Annotated in this window: 18 protein-coding genes; 9 read left to right on the top strand and 9 right to left on the bottom strand. The window is 68.8% G+C overall.

All coding sequences use genetic code 11. The annotated features are described in order from the left end of the window. Positions 1-29 precede the first annotated feature (29 nt). Both ABL843_RS12850 and scpA read right to left on the bottom strand, forming a co-directional pair. The gene (locus ABL843_RS12850) at positions 30-503 is read right to left on the bottom strand and encodes a GNAT family N-acetyltransferase (RefSeq protein ID WP_019653178.1); all 474 of its coding nucleotides are present in this window, start codon (positions 501-503) and stop codon (positions 30-32) included. Between the two features lie 11 nt (positions 504-514). Continuing rightward, positions 515-2,677 carry a methylmalonyl-CoA mutase gene (gene scpA, locus ABL843_RS12845; RefSeq protein WP_418120124.1) on the bottom strand — a complete coding sequence of 721 codons (2,163 nt, stop codon included), beginning with the start codon at positions 2,675-2,677 and terminating at the stop codon, positions 515-517. A gap of 128 nt (positions 2,678-2,805) precedes the next feature. On the opposite strand from scpA, the gene ABL843_RS12840 reads away from it, so the two are divergent. After that, complete coding sequence (locus tag ABL843_RS12840) at positions 2,806-3,447, top strand: GntR family transcriptional regulator (RefSeq protein ID WP_418120123.1); 642 nt, start codon at positions 2,806-2,808, stop codon at positions 3,445-3,447. Positions 3,448-3,609: 162 nt separating this feature from the next. On the opposite strand, the gene ABL843_RS12835 is transcribed toward ABL843_RS12840, so the two are convergent. From ABL843_RS12835 to ABL843_RS12820, 4 genes are all read right to left on the bottom strand, one after another. Then, positions 3,610-4,395 (bottom strand): IclR family transcriptional regulator, encoded by a 786-nt coding sequence (locus ABL843_RS12835; protein ID WP_418120122.1) that lies wholly within the window; start codon positions 4,393-4,395, stop codon positions 3,610-3,612. Positions 4,396-4,564: 169 nt separating this feature from the next. Continuing rightward, positions 4,565-5,512 carry a tRNA dihydrouridine(20/20a) synthase DusA gene (gene dusA / locus ABL843_RS12830; protein WP_418120464.1) on the bottom strand — a complete coding sequence of 316 codons (948 nt, stop codon included), beginning with the start codon at positions 5,510-5,512 and terminating at the stop codon, positions 4,565-4,567. A 102-nt stretch (positions 5,513-5,614) separates the two neighbouring features. Continuing rightward, the gene (locus ABL843_RS12825) at positions 5,615-6,442 is read right to left on the bottom strand and encodes an AraC family transcriptional regulator (protein ID WP_418120121.1); all 828 of its coding nucleotides are present in this window, start codon (positions 6,440-6,442) and stop codon (positions 5,615-5,617) included. A gap of 28 nt (positions 6,443-6,470) precedes the next feature. Further along, a complete protein-coding gene (locus ABL843_RS12820; RefSeq protein WP_418120120.1) occupies positions 6,471-7,268 on the bottom strand; it encodes an acetoacetate decarboxylase family protein in 798 nt (265 codons plus the stop codon). 221 nt (positions 7,269-7,489) lie between these two features. Here ABL843_RS12820 and ABL843_RS12815 point away from each other — a divergent pair, with 221 nt between their 5' ends. Continuing rightward, positions 7,490-7,891 (top strand): response regulator, encoded by a 402-nt coding sequence (locus ABL843_RS12815; protein WP_126018691.1) that lies wholly within the window; start codon positions 7,490-7,492, stop codon positions 7,889-7,891. Between the two features lies 1 nt (position 7,892). Here the strand turns inward: ABL843_RS12815 and ABL843_RS12810 are convergent, their stop codons facing one another. Then, positions 7,893-8,837, bottom strand: a complete 945-nt coding sequence (locus ABL843_RS12810) for a GntR family transcriptional regulator (protein WP_418120119.1) — start codon at positions 8,835-8,837, stop codon at positions 7,893-7,895. A 168-nt stretch (positions 8,838-9,005) separates the two neighbouring features. On the opposite strand from ABL843_RS12810, the gene ABL843_RS12805 reads away from it, so the two are divergent. The 7 genes from ABL843_RS12805 to ABL843_RS12775 are packed head-to-tail and all read left to right on the top strand — an operon-like array spanning position 9,006 to position 18,367. Next, complete coding sequence (locus ABL843_RS12805) at positions 9,006-10,361, top strand: aspartate aminotransferase family protein (RefSeq protein WP_418120118.1); 1,356 nt, start codon at positions 9,006-9,008, stop codon at positions 10,359-10,361. Between the two features lie 45 nt (positions 10,362-10,406). Continuing rightward, positions 10,407-11,504, top strand: coding sequence for a C45 family autoproteolytic acyltransferase/hydolase (locus ABL843_RS12800; RefSeq protein WP_369658501.1), 1,098 nt, complete (start codon positions 10,407-10,409; stop codon positions 11,502-11,504). Positions 11,505-11,550: 46 nt separating this feature from the next. Beyond that, positions 11,551-13,161 (top strand): ABC transporter substrate-binding protein, encoded by a 1,611-nt coding sequence (locus ABL843_RS12795; protein WP_418120117.1) that lies wholly within the window; start codon positions 11,551-11,553, stop codon positions 13,159-13,161. A gap of 17 nt (positions 13,162-13,178) precedes the next feature. After that, on the top strand, positions 13,179-14,123 hold the full coding sequence (locus tag ABL843_RS12790) for an ABC transporter permease (protein ID WP_184641991.1): 945 nt from the start codon (positions 13,179-13,181) through the stop codon (positions 14,121-14,123). After that, a complete protein-coding gene (locus ABL843_RS12785; protein WP_184641990.1) occupies positions 14,120-14,938 on the top strand; it encodes an ABC transporter permease in 819 nt (272 codons plus the stop codon). The genes ABL843_RS12790 and ABL843_RS12785 overlap by 4 nt, the downstream gene beginning before the upstream one ends. Continuing rightward, positions 14,935-16,602 (top strand): ABC transporter ATP-binding protein, encoded by a 1,668-nt coding sequence (locus tag ABL843_RS12780; RefSeq protein ID WP_418120116.1) that lies wholly within the window; start codon positions 14,935-14,937, stop codon positions 16,600-16,602. Before ABL843_RS12785 ends, ABL843_RS12780 begins: the two co-directional genes overlap by 4 nt. Positions 16,603-16,633: 31 nt before the next feature. Further along, positions 16,634-18,367 (top strand): hypothetical protein, encoded by a 1,734-nt coding sequence (locus ABL843_RS12775; protein WP_418120115.1) that lies wholly within the window; start codon positions 16,634-16,636, stop codon positions 18,365-18,367. A gap of 10 nt (positions 18,368-18,377) precedes the next feature. Here ABL843_RS12775 and ABL843_RS12770 read toward each other — a convergent pair whose 3' ends face one another. Together ABL843_RS12770 and ABL843_RS12765 are read right to left on the bottom strand one after the other, a co-directional pair. Then, complete coding sequence (locus tag ABL843_RS12770; RefSeq protein ID WP_418120463.1) at positions 18,378-19,601, bottom strand: MFS transporter; 1,224 nt, start codon at positions 19,599-19,601, stop codon at positions 18,378-18,380. Between the two features lie 77 nt (positions 19,602-19,678). Further along, positions 19,679-20,437 (bottom strand): aldolase, encoded by a 759-nt coding sequence (locus tag ABL843_RS12765; RefSeq protein WP_418120114.1) that lies wholly within the window; start codon positions 20,435-20,437, stop codon positions 19,679-19,681. Positions 20,438-20,600 lie beyond the last annotated feature (163 nt).

Raw genomic sequence — 20,600 nt, 5'->3', positions numbered from 1 at the left:
CGCGTTCTCCAAAGCCTTCGCCTTGTCGCTCAGCACGCAGCCTCCGACGCCACGCGCCAGCGGTAGTGCAGGTCGACGCCCTCGCCGCCTTCGAGCACGAAGCCGTGGCGCAGGTAGAAGCGGTTGGCGTCGCTCTTCACGAGCGCGGTGAGCTTGATGTCCAGCCGCTGCTCGCGCGCCTGCGACTTGGCCCATTCGAGCACCCATTCGCCGATGCCCAGGCCCTGGAAGCCGGTGCGCAGGTAGAGATGGTCGAGGCGCAGCGCGTCGCTGTCCTCGGGCTTGAGCGTGACGAAGCCGATGCGCTGGTCGCCGTCGAGCACGATGTGGTGCATGTACGGCACCACGAAGCCTGCGCTCAGGCGTTCGCGCGAACGCGCCACGTCGAAGCGGCCCACGCGCTCCAGGCTCGGGCGCATCGCGTCGATGCGCAGGGCCAGCATGGCCTCGAAATCGCTGGAATCCACCGGCTGCAGCGACAGCCGCGACAAGAGATCGCTCACGACGGCGCGCCTCAGGCCGTGACCGCCGCGCGAATCTGCTCCAGCACGTCCTTGGCGCTGGCGGGAATGGGCGTGCCCGGCCCGTAGATGCCCTTGACGCCGGCGTCGTAGAGGAACTCGTAGTCCTGCCGTGGAATGACGCCGCCGACGAACACGATGATGTCGTCCGCGCCCTGTTTGCGCAGTTCGTCGATGATGGCGGGCACGAGCGTCTTGTGGCCGGCCGCGAGCGTGCTCACGCCGACGGCATGCACGTCGTTCTCGATGGCCTGGCGCGCGCATTCTTCCGGCGTCTGGAAGAGCGGCCCCATGTCCACGTCGAAGCCCAGGTCGGCGAAGGCGGTGGCGACAACCTTCGCGCCGCGGTCGTGGCCGTCCTGGCCCAGCTTGGAGATCATCACGCGCGGGCGGCGGCCCTGCTCCTCGGCGAAGGCGTTGATCTCGGTCTTGAGCGTTTCCCAGCCCTCGGCGGAGTCGTAGGCGGCGGCATACACGCCGGTGACCTTCTGCGTGTCGGCACGGTGGCGGCCGAAGGCCTTCTCGAGCGCGTCGGAAATTTCGCCCACCGTGGCGCGCAGGCGCACCGCGTCGATGCTCAGCGCCAGCAGGTTGCCGGTGTTGTTCTCGGCGGCTTCGGTGAGCGCGTCAAGCGCGGCCTGCACCTTGGCGCCGTCGCGCGAGGCGCGGATCTTCTGCAGGCGCGCGACCTGCTGCTCGCGCACCTTCATGTTGTCGATGGAAAGAATTTCCACCGGGTCTTCGTTCTTGAGCTTGTACTTGTTGACGCCGACGATCACGTCCTTGCCGGAATCGATGCGCGCCTGCTTCTCGGCGGCGGCCGCCTCGATCTTGAGCTTGGCCCAGCCGCTGTCGACCGCCTTGGTCATGCCGCCCATGGCCTCGACCTCTTCGATGATGGCCCAGGCCGCATCGGCCATGTCCTGGGTGAGCTTCTCCATCATGTAGCTGCCGGCCCAGGGGTCGATCACGTTGGTGATATGGGTCTCTTCCTGGATGATGAGCTGCGTGTTGCGCGCGATGCGCGCGCTGAACTCGGTGGGCAGTGCGATGGCCTCGTCGAGCGCGTTGGTGTGCAGGCTCTGCGTGCCGCCAAACACCGCGGCCATCGCCTCGATGGTGGTGCGCACCACGTTGTTGTACGGGTCCTGCTCGGTAAGGCTCCAGCCAGAGGTCTGGCAGTGGGTGCGCAGCATCAGGCTCTTGGGGTTCTTGGGCTCGAACTCCTTCATGATGCGGCACCACAGCAGGCGCGCCGCGCGCATCTTGGCGACTTCGAGATAGAAGTTCATGCCGATGGCCCAGAAGAAGCTCAGGCGGCCGGCGAAGCCGTCGACGTCCAGGCCCTTGGCCAGCGCGGTCTTCACGTATTCCTTGCCATCGGCCAGCGTGAAGGCGAGCTCCAGCGCCTGGTTGGCGCCGGCTTCCTGCATGTGGTAGCCGCTGATCGAGATCGAGTTGAACTTGGGCATCTTCTGCGCCGTGTACTCGATGATGTCGCCGATGATCCGCATGCTCGGCGCGGGCGGGAAGATGTAGGTGTTGCGGACCATGAACTCCTTGAGGATGTCGTTCTGGATGGTTCCGCTGAGCTGGTCCTGCGCCACGCCCTGCTCTTCCGCCGCAACAACATAGCCCGCCAGCACCGGCAGCACGGCGCCGTTCATCGTCATGGACACGCTCACCTTGTCGAGCGGGATCTGGTCGAACAGGATCTTCATGTCCTCGACCGAGTCGATGGCCACGCCGGCCTTGCCGACGTCGCCGGTCACGCGCGGATGGTCGCTGTCGTAGCCGCGGTGGGTGGCGAGGTCGAAGGCCACGCTCACGCCCTGCCCGCCCGCGGCCAGCGCCTTGCGGTAGAAAGCGTTCGATTCCTCCGCGGTGGAAAAGCCGGCGTACTGGCGGATGGTCCAGGGGCGCACCGCGTACATGGTGGCCTGCGGGCCGCGCAGGTAGGGTTCGAAGCCGGGCAGCGTGTCGGTGTACTTCAGCCCCTGCAGGTCGGCGGCGGTGTACAGCGGCTTCACGGCAATGCCGTCGGGCGTGATCCAGTTCAGCGCGCTCACGTCGCCGCCGGGTGCGGACTTGGCTGCTGCCTTGGCCCAGGCTTCGAGGTCGGCTTGCTTGAAAGAGGGTTCGGGTTTGCTGCTCATGAAGGGGCCGTTCGCAGAGTCTTGCAGGGTGTTCGCAAATTCGCCTGCAGGGATCTGCAAGCCGGCCGCGAGTCTAACCGATCCATAATTATTAATTCAAACGCCTTTTTTGAAGTACAGTCCGGCCCATGTCCGCCGTCACCCTCACCCCCCGCGCCCTCTACGAAGAGGTCGCCGAACTGCTGCGCCAGCGGATCTTTCGCCGCGAGCTGGAGCCCGGCAGCTGGATCGACGAACTCAAGCTGGCCGAGGAATACGGCATCAGCCGCACGCCCCTGCGCGAGGCGCTCAAGGTGCTGGCCGCCGAGGGCCTGGTGACGATGAAGGTGCGCCGCGGCGCCTACGTGACCGAGGTGTCGGAGCAGGACCTGGCCGACGTCTACCACCTGCTGTCGCTGCTGGAGAGCGATGCCGCCGGCGTGGTGGCCGAGCGTGCCACCGACGCCCAGCGTGCCGAACTGAAGGCATTGCACGCCGAACTCGAGGCCGCTGCATCCCCGGAAGACCGGGAACATTTCTTTGCCGTGAACGAGCGCTTCCACATGCGCCTGCTGTCCATCGCGAACAACAAGTGGCGCGACCAGATGGTGGCCGACCTGCGCAAGGTGATGAAGCTCAACCGGCACAACTCTCTGCTGAAGGCGGGCCGCATCGGTGAATCACTGGCCGAGCACCGCTCGGTGATGGCCGCCATCGAGGCGCGCGATGCGGAAGCCGCCATGGCGCGCATGCGAGAGCACTTCCACAACGGGTTGGAAGCGGCGAACTGAGACCGCCCCCAGGCTTCGCGCACTTCTTGTCGCTTCGCCACCCTCTCACGGGGGCGATACCGGCGGCCCGGCAAAGCCGGTTCCGCGGTATCCCGCGAATTGGGGGTCGCTTCGCTTCCCCCCTCTTCATGATTCAAACAAGTCCGCTGGGCTCAGCTCAGGTCAATCTATGTTGAGGGTGCCGGTTTCGTTGGCCAGCTGCTGGGCGGTTTCCAGCAGCATGGGGGCGATGCGGGTGACCATGGTGTCCTTCGGCAGCAGGTAGGCGGGGCCGCCGCAGCTCACGGAGTAGCGTTCGCCGCGCGGGCCTTCCAGGGCGAAGCCGATGGCGTGGAGGTGGGGGTTCCATTCGCCGAAGGAGCCGCAGTAGCCGAGGCGGGCGTATTCGTCGAGGCCGGCCATCAGGCTCGACTCGATGGCCTTCCAGTTCTCTCCGCTCTCAGCGCGGATCTGGTCGAGCAGTTCGGCCTGCTCGGCCGGGGGCAATGCGGCCAGGTAGGCGCGGCCGCCGGCCGAGGTGGCGATGTTCATGCGCGTGCCCACCTCGATGCGGGAGCTGATGACCATGGAGCGCGGCCGCAGCGAATCGATGACGAGCATGTCGAGCTCGTCGCGAACGCCCAGGTGCACGCTCACCCCAGCAGCTTCCGAAAGCGCCGCCAGATGCGGCCGCGCCACGGTGCGCAGGTCGAAATGGCGCAGGTAGCGGCTGCTCATGTCGAGCAGCGCAGGACCGAGGCTGAATCGCTCGCTGTCCTGTGACTGTCGCAAATACCCCGCACTCACCAGGGTTGCGGTGAGCCTCGACACCGTAGCCTTGGGGATGCCGGTGGTGTCTGCCAGTTCGCGATTGCCTATCGGTGCCGAGGCCATGCCGATGACTCTCAGGAGAGCCAGTCCTCTGGCGAGCGCACTTACTTCTTCTTTGCCGCCAATCGCGTCACTCATGTATCCAAACCTTTTTTATGTCCCTGATGTCCTCATTTTTCAGCAAAAAACGGTTGACGCGCCACTTATCGTGAAGTAGCGTTTTTCGGAACATCGTTTCAGGAAAGGCTTGGCGACCGATCGCGGCCCCTGGCGCCGGATCGGAAGAGGCGCGCGCGGCGCGCCGGATTCAGGCTGCGTGCGCGGCGGCAGGCTCGCGCGCGAGCGCCATCACTTCATGCGCGGGCAGCGTTTTGAGCCGGTGATCGCTCCAGACCTGCCGCCAGCGGCGCGCGCCCGGCAGGCCGTTGCGCAAACCCAGCATGTGGCGGGCGATCGGCCACCAGTGCGTGCCGTGCTCGGCCGCCTCGCGGGCCATGTAGTCGCACATCAGCGACTCGACCTCTTCGCGCGTCAGCGTCTGCTCGGAGGCGCCGAAGAACTCGGCGTCCCATTCGGCGAGCCACCAAGGGTTGTGGTACGCCTCGCGCCCCACCATCACGCCGTCGAGTAGCCGCAGATGCTCGTGCACCTGCGCATTGACCGTGATGCCGCCGTTGATGGCGATGTGAAGGTCGGGAAACTCGTGCTTCAGCCGATGCACCAGCTCGTAGCGCAGCGGCGGGATCTCGCGGTTCTGCTTCGGGCTCAGCCCCTGCAGCCAGGCGTTGCGCGCATGCACGATGAAGGTGTTGCAACCGGCCTCGCTCACCTTGCCGACGAAGTCGCGCACGAACTCGTAGCTTTCGATCCTGTCGATGCCGATGCGATGCTTGACAGTCACCGGAATGCCGACCACGTCGACCATCGCCTTCACGCAATCGGCCACCAGCTGCGGCTCGTTCATGAGGCAGGCGCCGAAGGCGCCGCGCTGCACCCGCTCGCTGGGGCAGCCGCAGTTCAGGTTGATCTCGTCGTAGCCCCACTCCTCCCCGAGCTTCGCGCAGTGCGCGAGGTCGGCCGGCTCGCTGCCGCCGAGTTGCAGCGCAACGGGGTGTTCCTCGGCGTTGAAGCGCAGATGGCGCGGCACGTCGCCATGCATCAGCGCGCCGGTCGTCACCATCTCGGTGTAGAGCAGCGCGTGGCGCGAGAGCAGGCGATGGAGGTAACGACAGTGTCTGTCGGTCCAGTCCATCATGGGTGCAACGGAGACGACCTTCTCTTCCAAAACGCGGGATTCCTGTGGTTGGCAGCGGTGCCCTGACCTCGATCGGGCCGGGCTGGCAAGCCCGCTAGTTTCTCACGCGCGCCTTTCCGTCCGCTCCCGCCCGGCCATGTAGTTGCCCGGCGTCACGCCGAAGCAGCGGCGGAACCAGCGCGAGAAGTGCGCCTGGTCGGTGAAGCCGCATTGCGCAGCAACCTCGGCCGCCGCGTGGCCCTCGCGCAGCAGCGCCCTGGCTCGGCCGATGCGCGCGAGCCGAGCGTAGTGGGCCGGCGTCATGCCCACGGCCAGGCGGAACAGACGATGGAAATGCTCTCGCGACACGCCCAGTCGCTGCGCCAGCCCGGCCGGATCGATGCGGCAGGCATCTTCCGTCGCCAGCGCCTCGCAGACGGCTTCCACGCGCGCATCGCCCATGTGGCGCTCGACCGGCACGAGTTCGCCATCGGCCTGCGCGCGAAGAATCTCTTCCAGCAAGCGGCCGACCTGCGCACCGTCTTGCGCCTGCGCAGCGGATGCCAGCTCGCCTGCCATGACCTCGTCGCGCCACACGCCCTGCCTCAGCGTGCCTCGCAGGCCCGGCGGCCACGCGAGGCGCCTGCTCGCCCAGGCGTGTGGCACGTAGAGCATCACCATGCGAAAGCCCTGCGCACTGACGCCGGCCGTATGCAGCATGAAGGGCGCCATCAGCACGATGTCGCCCGCCTGCGCCACCTGCCGCTCGCCGGCGCAGGTGAATTCGCAGCGGCCTTCGAGGATGGCGCCCATGCTCCACTCCGCGTGCCAGTGCAGCTCGAAGCGCGCCTTGGGGTCGGCCGCGAACATGGCCTCGATCTGCGCGCCGCCTTCCATCGGCAGGCCGATCACGTGCGAAGCCGGCGGGTTCGAGGGCGGGTTGCGGGTCATCCCGCGAAGGGTAGCGCGGCCGGCCGCGTCACACGGCGATCGCACCGCGCACGGTGATGCCCATCCAGCCGGCGCTGGCGGCAGTCGCCTCCACAGGGCCGAGAGATGCCAGTTCCTCGACCGGATGTTCGTGGAACTTCAGCGTCGCGCTGCCGGCGGTCCAGCCGGGCTCGACGCGGTCGATGATGTCAGCGCGCAGGTAGCGCGGCACCGCCGCGATGCCTGGCTGTGTCAGGTCGGGCCAGCCGATGGCACCCACGGTCGGCGCGGACAGAAAACCCAGCCGCCCGGTCTGCTCGCCCGACAGTGTGACTGTCGCGTCCACCAGGCGCCGCTCCTTCACGCTGAGACTCGCACCGAGCCGGCTTCCCGCCGCGAGCGGCGCGGCCGCCGGGTGGATCAACGGCATGCTGCGCGTGAGCCAGGTCTGCCCGATCTTCTTGGGCCAGCCCTGCAGCCAGCCGCGCAGAAGCGAGACGTCCTGGTCGACGTAGATCAGCGGGCAATAGAAGGAGCGCGGCACATCGCCGTCACCGCGCTTCTTCTGCTCGATTTCGAGCACCACGATGGTCTCGCGGTATTGCGCATACACCGGGTCGAGCAGCTCGCGGCCGTCGTCGCCGCAGAACTGCCAGTCCGCGAAATGGACGCAGCCCTTGCCGGTGGCCGCGCCCAATCCGGCCGGCACCAGCACGGCGCCGTTCGCGGCATCGAACTCGAAGGCCACGTTGACGAGCCAGCCCGCGTAGTGCCAGGGCGGCGCCTGCACCAGCGCGCTGCGGCCGGAGGATGTGAAAGGAGGCGTAAAAGATTGAGGCGTAGCCATGCGTACCGTGCGGGCGGTTGTTGATGAAGACCCCACGATATGGCTGCGCATGCCGACGCGTCTTGTACGCCAGTGATCCTCCAGCGCAGGGTTCTACGGCAGATGAAGGCGTTGTCCGACTCGACACGCCGCCCCGGCAGGGACAATGCCCGCATCGGCCCGAGACAAGCCGACGAGAACGAACGAAGACCGCTCAGAACGAGAAGCCCCGACTGCGAACAATGACCCGCATCTACCTGATAGAAGACAACCCCCTGATCGCCACCACGCTGACCGACGGCCTGCAGGAGTTTTCCGATTGCGACGTGATCGGCACCGCCACCACATCGGTCGATGCCATCGACTGGCTCAGGAAGAACCCGCAGGAATGGGACGCGGCGGTCATCGACATCTTCCTGGCCGAAGGCAACGGCCTCACCGTTGCGCAGTATCTGCAGGAGCACAAGTCGCCGGCGCAGCGCACGGTGGTGCTCATGAACCATGCCACCTCCGAAGTGCGCGAAGGTGCGCTTTCCGCAGGGGTGGACGCGGTGTTCGACAAGTCGCTGCAGCTCGAAGCCTTCTACGACTTCTGCAGGACGCTGAACATCTCGCCGCGCCGCAAGCTGAACGCCGCAGGGTAAGTCAGTCTCCCAGCACGCCCGTCACCCGCTGCTCGACCAGGTCGCTGGCGCGGCTGAGGTGCCGGCGCATGTGCCCGGCGGCGGCTTCGAGGTCGCCGCGCTCCACCGCGTCGAGGATTTCCAGGTGCTCGTGGCAGGACTTGTGCAGCAGGTCGATGTTCACCAGCGGGTAGTCCGAGAGGTCGGACATGCGCCGCAGCCGGTTCTGCTGCTGCACCGCATCGAGAAAGAAGCGGTTGCCCGAGGCGCTGGCCAGCAGTTCGTGGAACTGCGCGTTGGCCTCGAAGAAATCCATCCACGAATAGCGTGAAGCCTGCGCGAGCAGCCCCTGCTGGCGCTCGCGGCAGGCGCGCAGCCGTTGCAGGTCGACCTTGAAGCCGGGCTCGCGCAGCCCGGCGCATTCGACGGTCAGGCGAAACCGGTAGCTCTCGCGCTCGCTTTCCACCGAATCCAGCGTCTCGGTGAACTCCCAGCGCTGGTAGTGGCGCCCGCGCAGCACGCCGTCCTGCAGCAGCGTGGTGAGCACGGTGCGCAGCAGCGGGCGCGACACGGCGTAGGCCTGCGCCAGTTCCAGTTCGTTGACGCGCGTGGGCAGCTTGCCGGCCAGGCGGTCGCGCAGCAGGCGGTAGTAGAGCGTCTTCTCCTCGTCTTCGGGCATCTCGCGCCGGGCCTTGGCGAGTGCCTGGCGGTCGGCCACCAGCGTGTAGCCGCGGTTCGGCGTGTGCGCCAGCAATGCCCGCTCGTGCAGGAAGCGCAGCGCCGCGCGCACCGGCGTGCGCGAGATGCCGAGCCGGCTCGCGAGCTCGGCTTCGGTGAGGTGGCTGCCGTTCTCGTAGCCGCCGGCCAGCGCCTGGTCGAGCACGTAGCGGCTCACGCGCTGGACGAGCGGAGCGACCGGCGCAAGAGGCGATGCAAGGGGTTTGTCGTCCGTCTGGGATGCGGCCATCCAGGGGTTCTCCGGAATCGCGGGGCTTGGGCGCAGATCATCGCCCGGGTTTTGTATTTTTGGCCCGAAAAAACCATGTACATCTCGCGCCAAAAATACAATTCGAGTTTCAAGATCGGCCCCACGACGACCCGAGAGCCGGGTCGCTTCCCAACGGAGAACCATCTCGTGGCCCTTGCCGACACCCCCGCCTCCCCCGCGTCGCTCGACGCGTTCTGGATGCCCTTCACCCCCAACCGCAAGTTCAAGCAGTCGCCGCGCCTCATCGTCGGCAGCGAAGGCCTTTATTACGACCTGGCCGACGGCCGCCGCGTGCTCGACGCCATCGCCGGCCTGTGGTGCGTGAACGCGGGGCACCGCCACCCGCGCATCAGCGCCGCGATGAAGGCGCAGATCGACGTGCTCGACTACGCCTCCAGCTTCCAGATCGGCCACCCGGCTGCCTTCGTGCTCGCGCAGCGGCTGGCCGAAATGGCGCCCGCGGGCATGAACCACGTGTTCTTCACCAACTCGGGCTCCGAGTCGGTCGACACCGCGCTGAAGATCGCGCTGGCCTGCCACCGCGCGCGGGGCGACGCCGCCCGCTACCGGCTCATCGGCCGCGAGCGCGCCTATCACGGCGTGGGCTTCGGCGGCATCTCGGTGGGCGGCATCGGCCGCCAGCGCAGCACCTTCGGCCCGCTGCTCAACGGCGTTGACCACCTGCCGCACACGCTCGACCTGGCGCGCAACGCCTTCTCGCGCGGCGAGCCGGCGCACGGCATCGAGAAGGCCGACGCGCTGGAGGCGCTGCTCGCGCTGCACGACCCGTCGACAGTGGCGGCCGTCATCGTCGAGCCCGTGGCCGGCTCCACCGGCGTGCTGCCGCCGCCGCGCGGCTACCTCAGGCGCCTGCGCGAAATCTGCGACAAGCACGGCGTGCTGCTGATATTCGACGAGGTCATCACCGGCTTCGGCCGCCTGGGCACCAACTTCGCGGCCGACCTGTTCGGCGTGACGCCCGACCTCATCACCACCGCAAAGGGCCTCACCAACGGCGCGGTGCCCATGGGCGCGGTGCTGATGCGCGACGAGGTGCACGACGCCTTCATGCAGGGCAGCGTGAGCGGCATCGAGCTCTCGCACGGCTACACCTACTCGGGCCACCCGCTGGCCTGCGCGGCGGCGATGGCCACGCTCGACGCCTACACGCAGGACGGGCTGATCGCCCAGGCGGCGGCCACCGCGCCCTACTTCGAGGAATGCCTGCACACGCTGCGCGGCCTGCCGGGCGTGATCGACGTGCGCAACGTCGGCCTGCTCGCCGGCATCGAGCTGCAGCCCTGGGCCGAGGGCGCGGGCACGCACGCACAGGCGGTGGCCCGGCACTGCGTGGACCAGGGCGGCGTGCTGGTGCGCTCCGTGGGCGACACCATCGCGCTGTCGCCGCCCTTCACGCTGGAGCGCCGGCACGTCGACCAGATCGTCGACAGCCTGCGCGCCGCCATCGCGCAGACCGCCCGGCCGACCGACGCCGCAGCCTGAAGCACACACGCATCACACACCGAACAAGGAAAGCACCGGACCGACATGGACATCGAATCGTTCCCCCTCTACGACATCGAAGGCGACGCCCGCCAGTGCGGCCAGCAGTACGGCCGCGCGGCAGGCGAGCGCATCGACCTGAGCCTGCGCACCTACCGCGCCGCCTTCGAACGCGTGGGCCTCAGCTGGGACCGCACCCGCGCGCTGGCGCGCCGCTTCATGCCGGTGATCGAGGCCTTCGACGCCGGCATGCTGCGCGAGATCGAGGGCGTGGCCGAAGGCGCGGGCGTGCCGGCCGAGGACATCGTGGCGCTGAACGCGCGCAGCGAGATGCTCTACGCCTTCCAGCAGCTCGAAGCCACCGAGCCGCCCGACGGCTGCACCGGCGTGGTGGTGATGCCGTCGGCCTCGCGCGAAGGCCGGCTCATCCACGCGCAGAACTGGGACTGGCGCGTGGAAAGCCTGGAGCTGGGCATCGTGCTGCGCATCCAGCCCGCCAAGGGTCCGTCGATGCTGACCTTCGCGGAGGCGGGCACACTCGCGCGCGCCGGCCTCAACAGCGCGGGCATCGCCGTCACCGGCAACTTCATCAAGGCCGACAGCGACGGCAGGCAGCAGGGCGTGCCGCTGGCGCTGATCCGCCGCGGCATCCTGCAGTCGGAGCTGTATGCCAACGCGCTGGGCGTGGTGTGCCGCACCGCGCGCTCGATCTCGAACAACATGATCGTCACGCACGCCGAGGGCGAGGCCGTGAGCCTGGAGACCTGCCCCGAGCAGGTGTTCTGGCAGCAGCCCGAAGGCGGCATCCTGGTGCACGCCAACCACTTCAAGACGCCGGCCGCGCTCGCGCGCGTGGTGGACCGCAGCCTGGAGACCACGCCCGACTCGCTCTACCGCGACCGCCGCGTGACCGAGGCGCTGCACAACCGGCGCGCCGCCGGCCTGCTCGGCGAGCAGGACGTGATCGACGCGCTGCAGGACCGATTCGGCGCGCCGCGCGCCGTGTGCCGCAGCCCCAGCGCGGGCCCCGGCGGCGCCTCGTCGGCCACGGTGGCGACCATCGTGATGGACCCGGCGGCACGGAAGATGCGCATTGCACCGGCGCCCTTCAAGGAGCACCGCTTCACCGAATATTCCCTCTGAGTCCGACCGCTCTATCGACCGCCCAGCCCACGCCAGGAGTGTTGCCATGAAAGCCCCAGTTCCCCCTTCCCGCCCGCCCTCCGCATCGCCTGCATCGCTGATTGCCGCCCTGGCGCTCGGCCTGGCAGCCGCGGCTCCCGCCGTCGCCCAGCCGACGGTGGGCGCGAGCCAGACGCTGCGCATCCAGATCAACTCCGACATCCGCAGCACCGACCCCGGCGGCAACCGCGACGACAACACCGACAACGTGCTGCTGCACGTGGCCGAAGGGCTGGTCGCGCTGCGCGAGGACACCTCGGTGGGCCCGATGCTCGCGAGCAAGGTCGACACCTCGGCCGACGGCCTGACCTACACCTTCACGCTGCGCGACGGCGTGAAGTTCCAGAACGGCGCCACGCTCACGGCCGACGACGTGGTCTGGAACTGGCAGCGCTACCTCAAGCCCACGAGCGGCTGGCGCTGCCTGCCCGAATTCGACGGCAAGGGCATGACCAAGGTGCTGTCGGTGGAGGCGCCGAACCCGAAGACGGTGGTGTTCAAGCTGGAGCGCGCGAGCGCCCTCTTCCTCACGATGATGGCCCGGCCCGACTGCGGCGGCGCAGCCATCCTGCACCGCAGTTCGGTCGGCCCCGACGGCCAGTGGAAGGAGCCCGTGGGCACGGGCCCCTACAAGCTCAAGGAATGGAAGCGCGGCCAGTACGTGGAGCTCACGCGCTTCGACGGCTACACCTCGCGCGCCGAGCCGCGCGACGGCCTCGCGGGCGGCAAGAAGGCCGAGATCGAGAACCTGCGCTTCGTCGTCATCCCCGACTCGGCCGCGGCCAAGGCCGCGCTCTACAGCGGCGGCATCGACGCCTTCGTCAACCCCAGCCCGGCCGACGTGGTCGAGATGCGCAAGCGCACCGACGTGCTGGTCGACACCACGCCGGTGATGTCGATGGTCGCGCTGCTGCTGCAGACCAACGACCCGGTGCTGAAGGACGTGCGCATCCGCCGCGCGCTGGCGCTGTCGCTCGACACGCCCGAGATCGCGCGCTCCGTCACCGAGGGCCTCTCTCCCGTCAACAACTCGGTGGTGCCATCTTCCAGCCCCTACTACGACGCAGTGCAGGCCGGCGGCTTCAGGCGCGACATCGCCGCCGCGAAGAAGCTGCTGGCCGAAGCGGGCTACCGCAACCAGCCGATCCGCATGATCGCCAACAAGCGCTACGAGGCCCTGTACTCGGCCGCCGTGCTGGTGCAGGCCATGGCCTCCGAGGCGGGCATCAACATCGAGCTGGAAGTGCTCGACTGGGCCACCCAGCTCGACCGCTACACCAAGGGCCAGTACCAGAGCATGGCCTTCATCTACTCGGCGCGCATCGATCCCTCGCTCAACTTCGAGATGGTGTCGGGCGACAAGGCCACCCAGCCGCGCAAGGTCTGGGACAGCGCCTACGGCCAGACGCGGCTGGCGGAGTCGATGGTCACGCGCGACAAGGCGCGCCGCCAGGTGCTGTTCGACGAGATGCACAAGCAGATGCTGCAGGACGTGCCGATGATCGTGCTCTTCAACGCCAGCGACGCCACCGCCATGCGCAAGAGCGTGACCGGCTTCAAGGGCTGGGCGCCGGCCAAGCCCAGGTTCTGGAACGTGCGGCTGGCCGCCGCCGGCTGAACGGAGCAGCGCGAGCAATGCCCGCCTATCTCCTGCGCCGGATCGCGATGACGATCCCGACGCTGCTGCTGGTCTCCATCGCGGTGTTCACCCTGATGCGGCTGATTCCGGGCGACCCGGTGCTGCTCATGCTGGGCGAAGGCGCCGACCCCGCGCAGCTGGCGCTCATGCGCCACCAGATGGGGCTGGACCAGCCCCTGCCCGTGCAGTACCTCGTGTGGCTGAGGCACGCGCTGGCCGGCGACCTGGGCGTATCGACCACCAACGGCCTGCCGGTGCTGCCGTTGATCTGGGAGCGCTTTCACGTCAGCGCGGTCATCGTGCTCGTCGCGGTGGCGCTGGCCTCGCTGATCGCCGTGCCCGCCGGCCTGGTCGCCGCCTGGCGCAAGGACAAGCCCACCGACCTCGCCATCATCGGCGCCGCGACGCTGATGCTCTCGGTGCCGAGCTTCTGGCTGGGCCTGCTGCTGCTGATGTTCTTCGGTCAGTACCTGGGCTGGCTGCCGGTGGTGGGCTACGTGCCGATGTCGGAGAACTTCTCGCAGGGCGTGCTCTACGTGATTCTTCCGATCGCCACGCTGCTGCTGGTGGAGACCGGCGTGCTCACGCGCATGTCGCGCGCCAGCACCATCGAGATCCTGCGGCTCGAATACGTGACGCATGCGCGCGCCAAGGGCGTGCCCGAGTCGCAGGTGCTGCGCCGCCATGTGCTGCCCAACGCCTTCAACCCGACCCTCACCATGATCGGGCTGATCCTCGGGCACCTGCTCAGCGGCATCGCGGTGCTGGAGACGGTGTTCACCCTGCCGGGCCTGGGGCGCCTGATGATCGACTCGATCTTCGCGCGCGACTACCCGGTGCTGCAGGGCTGCCTGCTGTTCACCGCCTGCATCTACGTCGTGATCAACCTGATCGTCGACATGTGCTACCCCCTATTCGACCCGCGGGTCACTGTGCAGTGAAGACGAAGTTCAAGACCCATACCCTCATCGGCGGCGCGCTGGTCGCGGTGCTGCTGGCCGTCGCCGTGGTCGCCGCGCTGTGGACGCCCTACAACCCGCTGGGCATCGACCTGCGCTCCAAGCTGCAGCCGCCCTCGATGGCGCACTGGCTGGGCACCGACGAATTCGGCCGCGACGTGGCCAGCCGCGCGATGCAGGGCGCGGCCACCAGCTGCCTGGTGGCGCTGCTCACCGTGACGCTGGCCACCGCCATGGGGCTGGTGGTCGGCGTGGTCGCGGGTTTCGTGCGCGGCTGGACAGACCGCGTGCTGATGGCCTTCAACGACACGCTGCTGGCCTTTCCCGGCCTGCTGCTGGCGCTGGGCGTGATGGTGATCGTCGGCGCCAACAAGTGGGGCATCGTGCTGGCGCTGAGCATGGCCTATGCCCCTTCGGTGGTGCGCGTGGTGCGCGGCACGGTGCTGTCGCTGCGCGAGCGCGAGTACGTGGAGGCCTCGCGCATGATCGGCAACGGCGAGCTCTACACCATGTGGCGCCACGTGCTGCCCAACTGCATGGCGCCGGTGGCGGTGCTGGCCACCAGCATGTTCGGCTGGGTGCTGCTGTCGGAAAGCGCGCTGAGCTTCCTGGGCCTGGGCGTGCCGCCGCCCGCGCCGACCTGGGGCAACATGCTCGCGAGTGCGCGGCCCTACATGGCCTCGGCCGTGTGGCTGTGCGTGGTGCCGGGGCTGTGCATCGCGCTCACGCTGCTGGGGATCAACCTGCTGGGCGAATCGCTGCGCGACCGGCTCGATCCGCGGACGGAGAAGTCATGAGCGTTCAATCGAGTCAGACCGTGCTTTCCGTCGAGCACCTGAGGATCGAGCTGCGCAACGGCGCCCAGCCGCTGGTGCACGACCTGTCGTTCGACGTGAAGGCCGGCGAATTCCTCGCTGTGGTGGGTGAATCGGGCAGCGGCAAGACCATGGCCGCGCGCGCCATCCTGCAGCTGCTGCCGCCGGGCATCTCGCAGACCGGCGGGCGCATCGTGTTCGACGGCGAAGACCTCGCCGCGCGCGACGCGAAGGCCATGCGCCCCATCCGCGGGCCGGGCATCGGCATGGTGTTCCAGGAGCCGATGGTCTCGCTCAACCCAGTGCACCGCATCGGCGAGCAGATGGCCGAGGGCCTGCGCATGCACACGCAGCTGCCGGCCGCAGAGATCCGCGCGCGCATCATCGACATGCTGCGCCGCGTGCAGATCGCCGACCCAGAGCGCTGCATGCACGCCTATCCGCACGAGTTCTCCGGCGGCATGCGCCAGCGCATCATGCTGGCCAGCGTGATGCTGCTGAAGCCGCGCCTGCTGATCGCCGACGAGCCGACCACCGCGCTGGACACGCTGAGCCAGCGCGAGGTGCTCGACCTGATGGTGGGCCTGGCGCGCGACAACGGCACGGCCGTGTTGCTGATCACGCACAACCTCGGGCTGGTGGGGCGCTATGCGCAGCGCGCCATCGTGCTGGAGAAGGGCCGGCTGGTCGAGACCGGCGAGGTGCCGGGCATCCTGCTGGCACCGAGGCAGCCCTACACCCGCAAGCTGGTCGACGCGCTGCCGCGCCGGCAGGCGGCCAAGGCCGAACCCGCCGAGCAGCGGCAGCCGCTGGTACAGGTGCGCGGCCTGTGCGTGAGCTACGCCGGCGCACGCGCCGGCTTCTTCAAACGCCACGCGCCGGTTCGCGTGATCGACTCGCTCGACCTCGACATCCATCCGGGCGAGATGGTCGCGCTGGTGGGCGGCAGCGGCTCGGGCAAGACCACGCTGGGCCGCGCCATCCTGCGGCTCGCGCCCTCGCAGGCCGGGCAGATCCTGTTTCGCGGCGAGGACGTTCGCAGCGCCGGCCGTGCCGCGCTGCATCGCTTCAGGCTGGCCTGCCAGCTCGTGTTCCAGGACCCGTTCTCCTCGCTGGACCCGCGCATGCGCGTGCAGGAGATCGTGGCCGAGCCGCTGCGCCACCTGCCCGAGCTCGACGCGACGGCCCGCACGCGGCGCGTGAAGGAAACGCTGGACGAGGTCGGCCTCGACGGCCTCGGCGCGCGCTACCCGCACGAGCTTTCGGGCGGCCAGCGCCAGCGCGTGGCGATCGCCCGCGCGCTGGTACGGCGCCCCGCTTTCGTGGTGGCCGACGAGCCGGTGTCGGCGCTCGACATGACGATCCAGGCGCAGGTGCTCAAGCTGTTCCAGAGCCTGCAGCAGCACCACGGCTTCGCATGCCTGTTCATCAGCCACGACCTCGCGGCCGTGGAGCAGATCGCCGACCGCGTGATCGTGATGGAGCGCGGGCGCATCGTGGAGCAAGGCCCACGCGACGCGGTGTTCGACGATCCGCGCCATGCGTACACGCAGGCGCTGCTCGCAGCCACGCCGCGGCCGCTGGCGGCGCTGGATGCGCTGGACACGGCACAGGCAATGCCCGAAGCGGGTCGAGCCTTCGCGTGATGACGGGCGGCACAGCGGCACAATCGGCCGCGTGCCGCTCATCCGACATCACCTGCCCGCCGCCCTCCTCGCACTGACGCTCGCTTCCGCTGTGCCCATGGCGCAAGCGGCGGAGCCGGTGCTGCTCGTCACCTCGCCCGCCGCGCTGCAGGCGGCCGAGAAATCCGGCGCCGGCTTCGCGCGCTGGATGAACGGCGAATCGGCGCCGTCCACCGATGGCGTCACCGCCAACGAGGCGCTGATGCGCACTCCGGCCTGGCGCTCCATCACCGAACCGCTGGGCGCCAGCCTTTCCGGCATCCAGCGGCGCGACAGGCAGGCGGGCGTGGGCATCTCGCGCTATCCGCACCGGCTGTTCGACGCGCGCTGGCTCGCGAGCCCCGATGCCTTCTTCGAGCTGGTCGGCGTCGCCAACCGCATGGACCGCCGGCCCTTCCAGAGCGGCGCCTGCGGCGAAACGCGGCTGGTGTACCGGCTGGCCTATCGAACGGCGGCGATGCAGTCGCGCCTGCCGATGACGATCAACGTCGAACTGCGCGGCGACGCGCCCGATGCAGACGGAAGCTGCGCCGCCGTCGCGAAGCGATGGCAGCCGCCGCAGGCCACGATGGCCGACGAGGCGCTGGGCCGCTGGTTGACCTCGGCCGATGGCCCGCTCGCGCCGAAACAGCTGGAGCACGCGCGCATCGCGCAGCTCACCACCAACCTGCAGAGCGTGCGCTGGCCCTCGGCGGTGCGGCCCGACCTGGGCGGCCATGCCGAATACATGCTGCGCGCCTTCCGCTGGAACGCGGGCGCCAGGCGCTTCGAGGTCGCGCCGCTGGAGAACACGCCCGACGTCGCCAGGCTCAAGGCCAATGCCCCGCTGCGCAAGGAACTGCAGCAGTGGCTTCGGCAACCCGCCAATCTGCGCGCGCTGGACGAGGCCACGCTGCAGATTCCCGACAGGTTCCTCGCGACCGAAGCCATTTCGGTCGCGCCGCGCGGACTCGAACGGCAGGCCAACCGTCCCTTCGCGCAGATCTTCACGCCCGGCGAATGGCAGGCCGTACCCGGCAGCCGCACGCTTCAATCGCCGCAGGCGGTGCTGCGCCGCCTCGACGACCTGAGCTGCATGGGCTGCCACCAGAGCCGCGCGGTCGCGGGCTTCCACCTGCTGGGTGTCGACCGGCGCGGCGCCTCGCGGACCTTCACCACCGGCAACGCGCTGGCGGTGCCGCACTCGCCGCACGTGCAGGACGAGCTCGCGCGGCGCGAAAGCTACGTGCGGGCCGCGCTCTCCACGCCGCGGCCCGATCCGTTCCGGCCCCTGGCCGAGCCGATGGAAGCGGATGCCGCCGCCGGACGCGCGACGGTCGGCGCGCGCTGCGAGCCCACGCGCATCACGCAGTCGGCCAACGCGTGGACCGATCGCGCCGAGAAGCTGCCGCCCGTTGCCTGCGAAGGCGCGGCCTCGGTGTGCGAGAAGACATCAGTCGGCTTTCCGGGCGGCATGTGCTCCGGCCCCTGCGACCCCAGGGACCCGAACGGCACCTGCGGCGGCATCGCGATCCTCAGCGACTTCAACAGCTGCCTCGCCGCGAAGAAGCCTTTCGGCGAATGCCTGGCGAAGCACACGCGCCCCGGCAACCTGCGCAGCTGCTCGGCGCAGCAGGCCTGCCGAGACGACTACATCTGCGCGCAGGCCGACGGCAAGCCCGAGGGGCAAGGCGCCTGCATTCCGCCCTACTTCCTGTTCCAGATGCGGGTGGACGGGCACTCCTGAGGGCGGCCGGTCATTCGTTCGCGACAGGGCGCATCAGCCAGGCCGACCCCGCAGCCACCACGCCCAGCACCGCGACGTAGACGCCCACCGGCACGATGCTCGAATAGTTCGCCACCAGCGTCGCCGCGATGATCGGCGCCAGCCCGCCGCCGATGGCCGCCGCGAACTGGATGCCGATGGAGATGCCCGAGTAGCGCAGCTCGGCCGGGAACTGCGCCGCATAGAGGCTGGACTGCGGCGCGAACATCAGCGGGTAGTTGAGCGAGAGCGCCAACACCATGGCCACGGTGTAGGCCGTGAGCGAGCCGCTGCCGATGGCCTGAAAGAGCGGCACCGCCATGAGCGCCAGCAGCAGCCCGCCGAACGCGTAGAGCCGCCGCGCGCCCACCTTGTCCGCGAGCCAGCCGCTGGCCGGGATGGTGAGGACCATCGCCGCCGAACCGGCGATCAGCGCGTGCAGCGCATCGGAGCGCGAGAAGCCGAGCCGGCTGGTCGCGTAGGAGATCGAGAACACCAGCACGGTGTAGATCAGCGTGACCTCGGCCAGCTTGCCGCCGATGGTCAGCAGCAAGGGCCTGAGGTGCGCCACCACCACCTCGCGCGCCGGCAGCGTCGCCGTCTTCTGATGGACCTTGACCTGCATGAACTCGGGCGACTCGTCCACCTTCATGCGGATGAAGACGCCCAGCACGATCAGCACCGCGCTCGCGAGGAAGGGCAGCCGCCAGCCCCAGCTCAGGAAGCTGGACTCGGGCAGCTGCGTCACCAGCGCGAAGGCGCCCGAGGACAGCAGCACGCCGATGGGAGCGCCCATCTGCGGCATGCTGCCGACCAGCGAGCGCCAGCGCGGCGGCGCGTGCTCCACGGCCATGAGCATCGCCCCGCCGAGCTCGCCGCCGAACGACAGGCCCTGCCCGATGCGCAGCAGCACCAGCAGCACCGCCGCCCACAGCCCGATCGACTCGTAGGTGGGCAGCAGGCCGATCAGCACCGTGCAGATGCCCATCATCAGCAGGCTCAGCGTGAGCATCGACTTGCGGCCCAGCCGGTCGCCGTAGTGCCCGAAGATGATGCCGCCCAACGGCCGGGCGAGCATGCCGCTCGCGAAGGTGCCGAAGGCCGCCAACGTGCCGACGGTGGGGTCGAAGTTTGGAAAGAAGAGCTTGTTGAACACCAGCGCCGCGGCGGTGCCGTAGGCGAGGAAGTCGAAGGCCTCGATGGCCGTGCCGACCATGGTGGCGGCGCCGATCTTCCACACGCTCTGGTGCTTTTTCTTCTCCACGGTGCCTTGCAGCGGGGTGGCGATGCTGTTCATGGCCGCTCCCCGGTGATCTGCCGCGCGAACATCGCGAAGCTGGCGTTGACGATGCTCCGCTGCAGCAGGAAGTCGTGCGACTCCCTGGCCAGCGCCGGGTCCACCAGCTTGAGGCGACCGTAGGCAGACTGCGCGATCAGCTGGTTGCGCGCCGCGCGCTCGATGAGCACCGACATGTACAGCGACTCCTCGATGGTCGGCGTGGCGGCCAGGAAGCCGTGGTTGGCCAGCAGCACGCAGCGCTTGCCGCCCAGCGCGGCGGAGATGATCTCGCCCTCTACGTCGGCAATCGGCAGGCCGGGCCATTCGGGCAGGAAGGCGCAGTCGTCGAAGAACGGGGTGGCGTCCATGTGCGCGACCTGCAGCGGCTCGCCGGTCATCGACAGTGCGGAGACGTATGGCGGATGCGTGTGGATCACGCAGTTCACGTCCGGCCTGCGCCTGTAGACCCACAGGTGGAAGCGCACGGCCGGGTTGGGCACGCCGCGGCCTTCGAGAACGCGCAGCGAGTCGTCGATGCGCATGACCGAGTCGGCGCGGATCTCGCTGAAGGCATGTGCGAGCGGCGTGGTCAGGAAGCTGCCGTCGGGCTGCCGCACGGTGATCTGGCCGGCCAGGGTTTCGCAATGACCTTCCTTCGCGAGGATGCGGCAGCTCAGCGCGAGCTTCTCGGCCTCGGTCCAATTGCCGTAGCTGAGGCCGTCGAGGGACGGCGCGGGGCTTTCATGGGTTGTGGTGCGGGTGTCGTCGCTCACGCGTTGGCTCCTGTGTGCATTCGTGGGGGTGCGGCCAATGTATGAAGCAGCCCCCGCTTTGCTCTTGCGCGTGGGTGCACGCGCATTGATCCGGCGTGCCAACTAGTGGAAAGCCTCAGCCCCGGATCGGATGTCGGCCGCCTAGACTGCCCCTGCCGATGCT

The sequence above is a fragment of the Variovorax sp. 350MFTsu5.1 genome, assembly GCF_048302515.1.
Classification (GTDB): Bacteria; Pseudomonadota; Gammaproteobacteria; order Burkholderiales; family Burkholderiaceae_C; genus Variovorax; species Variovorax guangxiensis.
The sequence above is the reverse complement of the archived record's forward strand: the minus strand, read 5'-3'. Positions and strand labels throughout refer to the sequence as shown.

Excerpts from the sequence above, each read along its gene's own strand:
- scpA (WP_418120124.1), bottom strand. The coding sequence starts at position 2,677 with ATGAGCAGCAAACCCGAACCCTCTTTCAAGCAAGCCGACCTCGAAGCC.
- ABL843_RS12840 (WP_418120123.1), top strand. The coding sequence starts at position 2,806 with ATGTCCGCCGTCACCCTCACCCCCCGCGCCCTCTACGAAGAGGTCGCC.
- ABL843_RS12835 (WP_418120122.1), bottom strand. The coding sequence starts at position 4,395 with ATGAGTGACGCGATTGGCGGCAAAGAAGAAGTAAGTGCGCTCGCCAGA.
- dusA (WP_418120464.1), bottom strand. The coding sequence starts at position 5,512 with ATGATGGACTGGACCGACAGACACTGTCGTTACCTCCATCGCCTGCTC.
- ABL843_RS12825 (WP_418120121.1), bottom strand. The coding sequence starts at position 6,442 with ATGACCCGCAACCCGCCCTCGAACCCGCCGGCTTCGCACGTGATCGGC.
- ABL843_RS12820 (WP_418120120.1), bottom strand. The coding sequence starts at position 7,268 with ATGGCTACGCCTCAATCTTTTACGCCTCCTTTCACATCCTCCGGCCGC.
- ABL843_RS12815 (WP_126018691.1), top strand. The coding sequence starts at position 7,490 with ATGACCCGCATCTACCTGATAGAAGACAACCCCCTGATCGCCACCACG.
- ABL843_RS12810 (WP_418120119.1), bottom strand. The coding sequence starts at position 8,837 with ATGGCCGCATCCCAGACGGACGACAAACCCCTTGCATCGCCTCTTGCG.
- ABL843_RS12800 (WP_369658501.1), top strand. The coding sequence starts at position 10,407 with ATGGACATCGAATCGTTCCCCCTCTACGACATCGAAGGCGACGCCCGC.
- ABL843_RS12795 (WP_418120117.1), top strand. The coding sequence starts at position 11,551 with ATGAAAGCCCCAGTTCCCCCTTCCCGCCCGCCCTCCGCATCGCCTGCA.
- ABL843_RS12790 (WP_184641991.1), top strand. The coding sequence starts at position 13,179 with ATGCCCGCCTATCTCCTGCGCCGGATCGCGATGACGATCCCGACGCTG.
- ABL843_RS12780 (WP_418120116.1), top strand. The coding sequence starts at position 14,935 with ATGAGCGTTCAATCGAGTCAGACCGTGCTTTCCGTCGAGCACCTGAGG.
- ABL843_RS12770 (WP_418120463.1), bottom strand. The coding sequence starts at position 19,601 with ATGGTCGGCACGGCCATCGAGGCCTTCGACTTCCTCGCCTACGGCACC.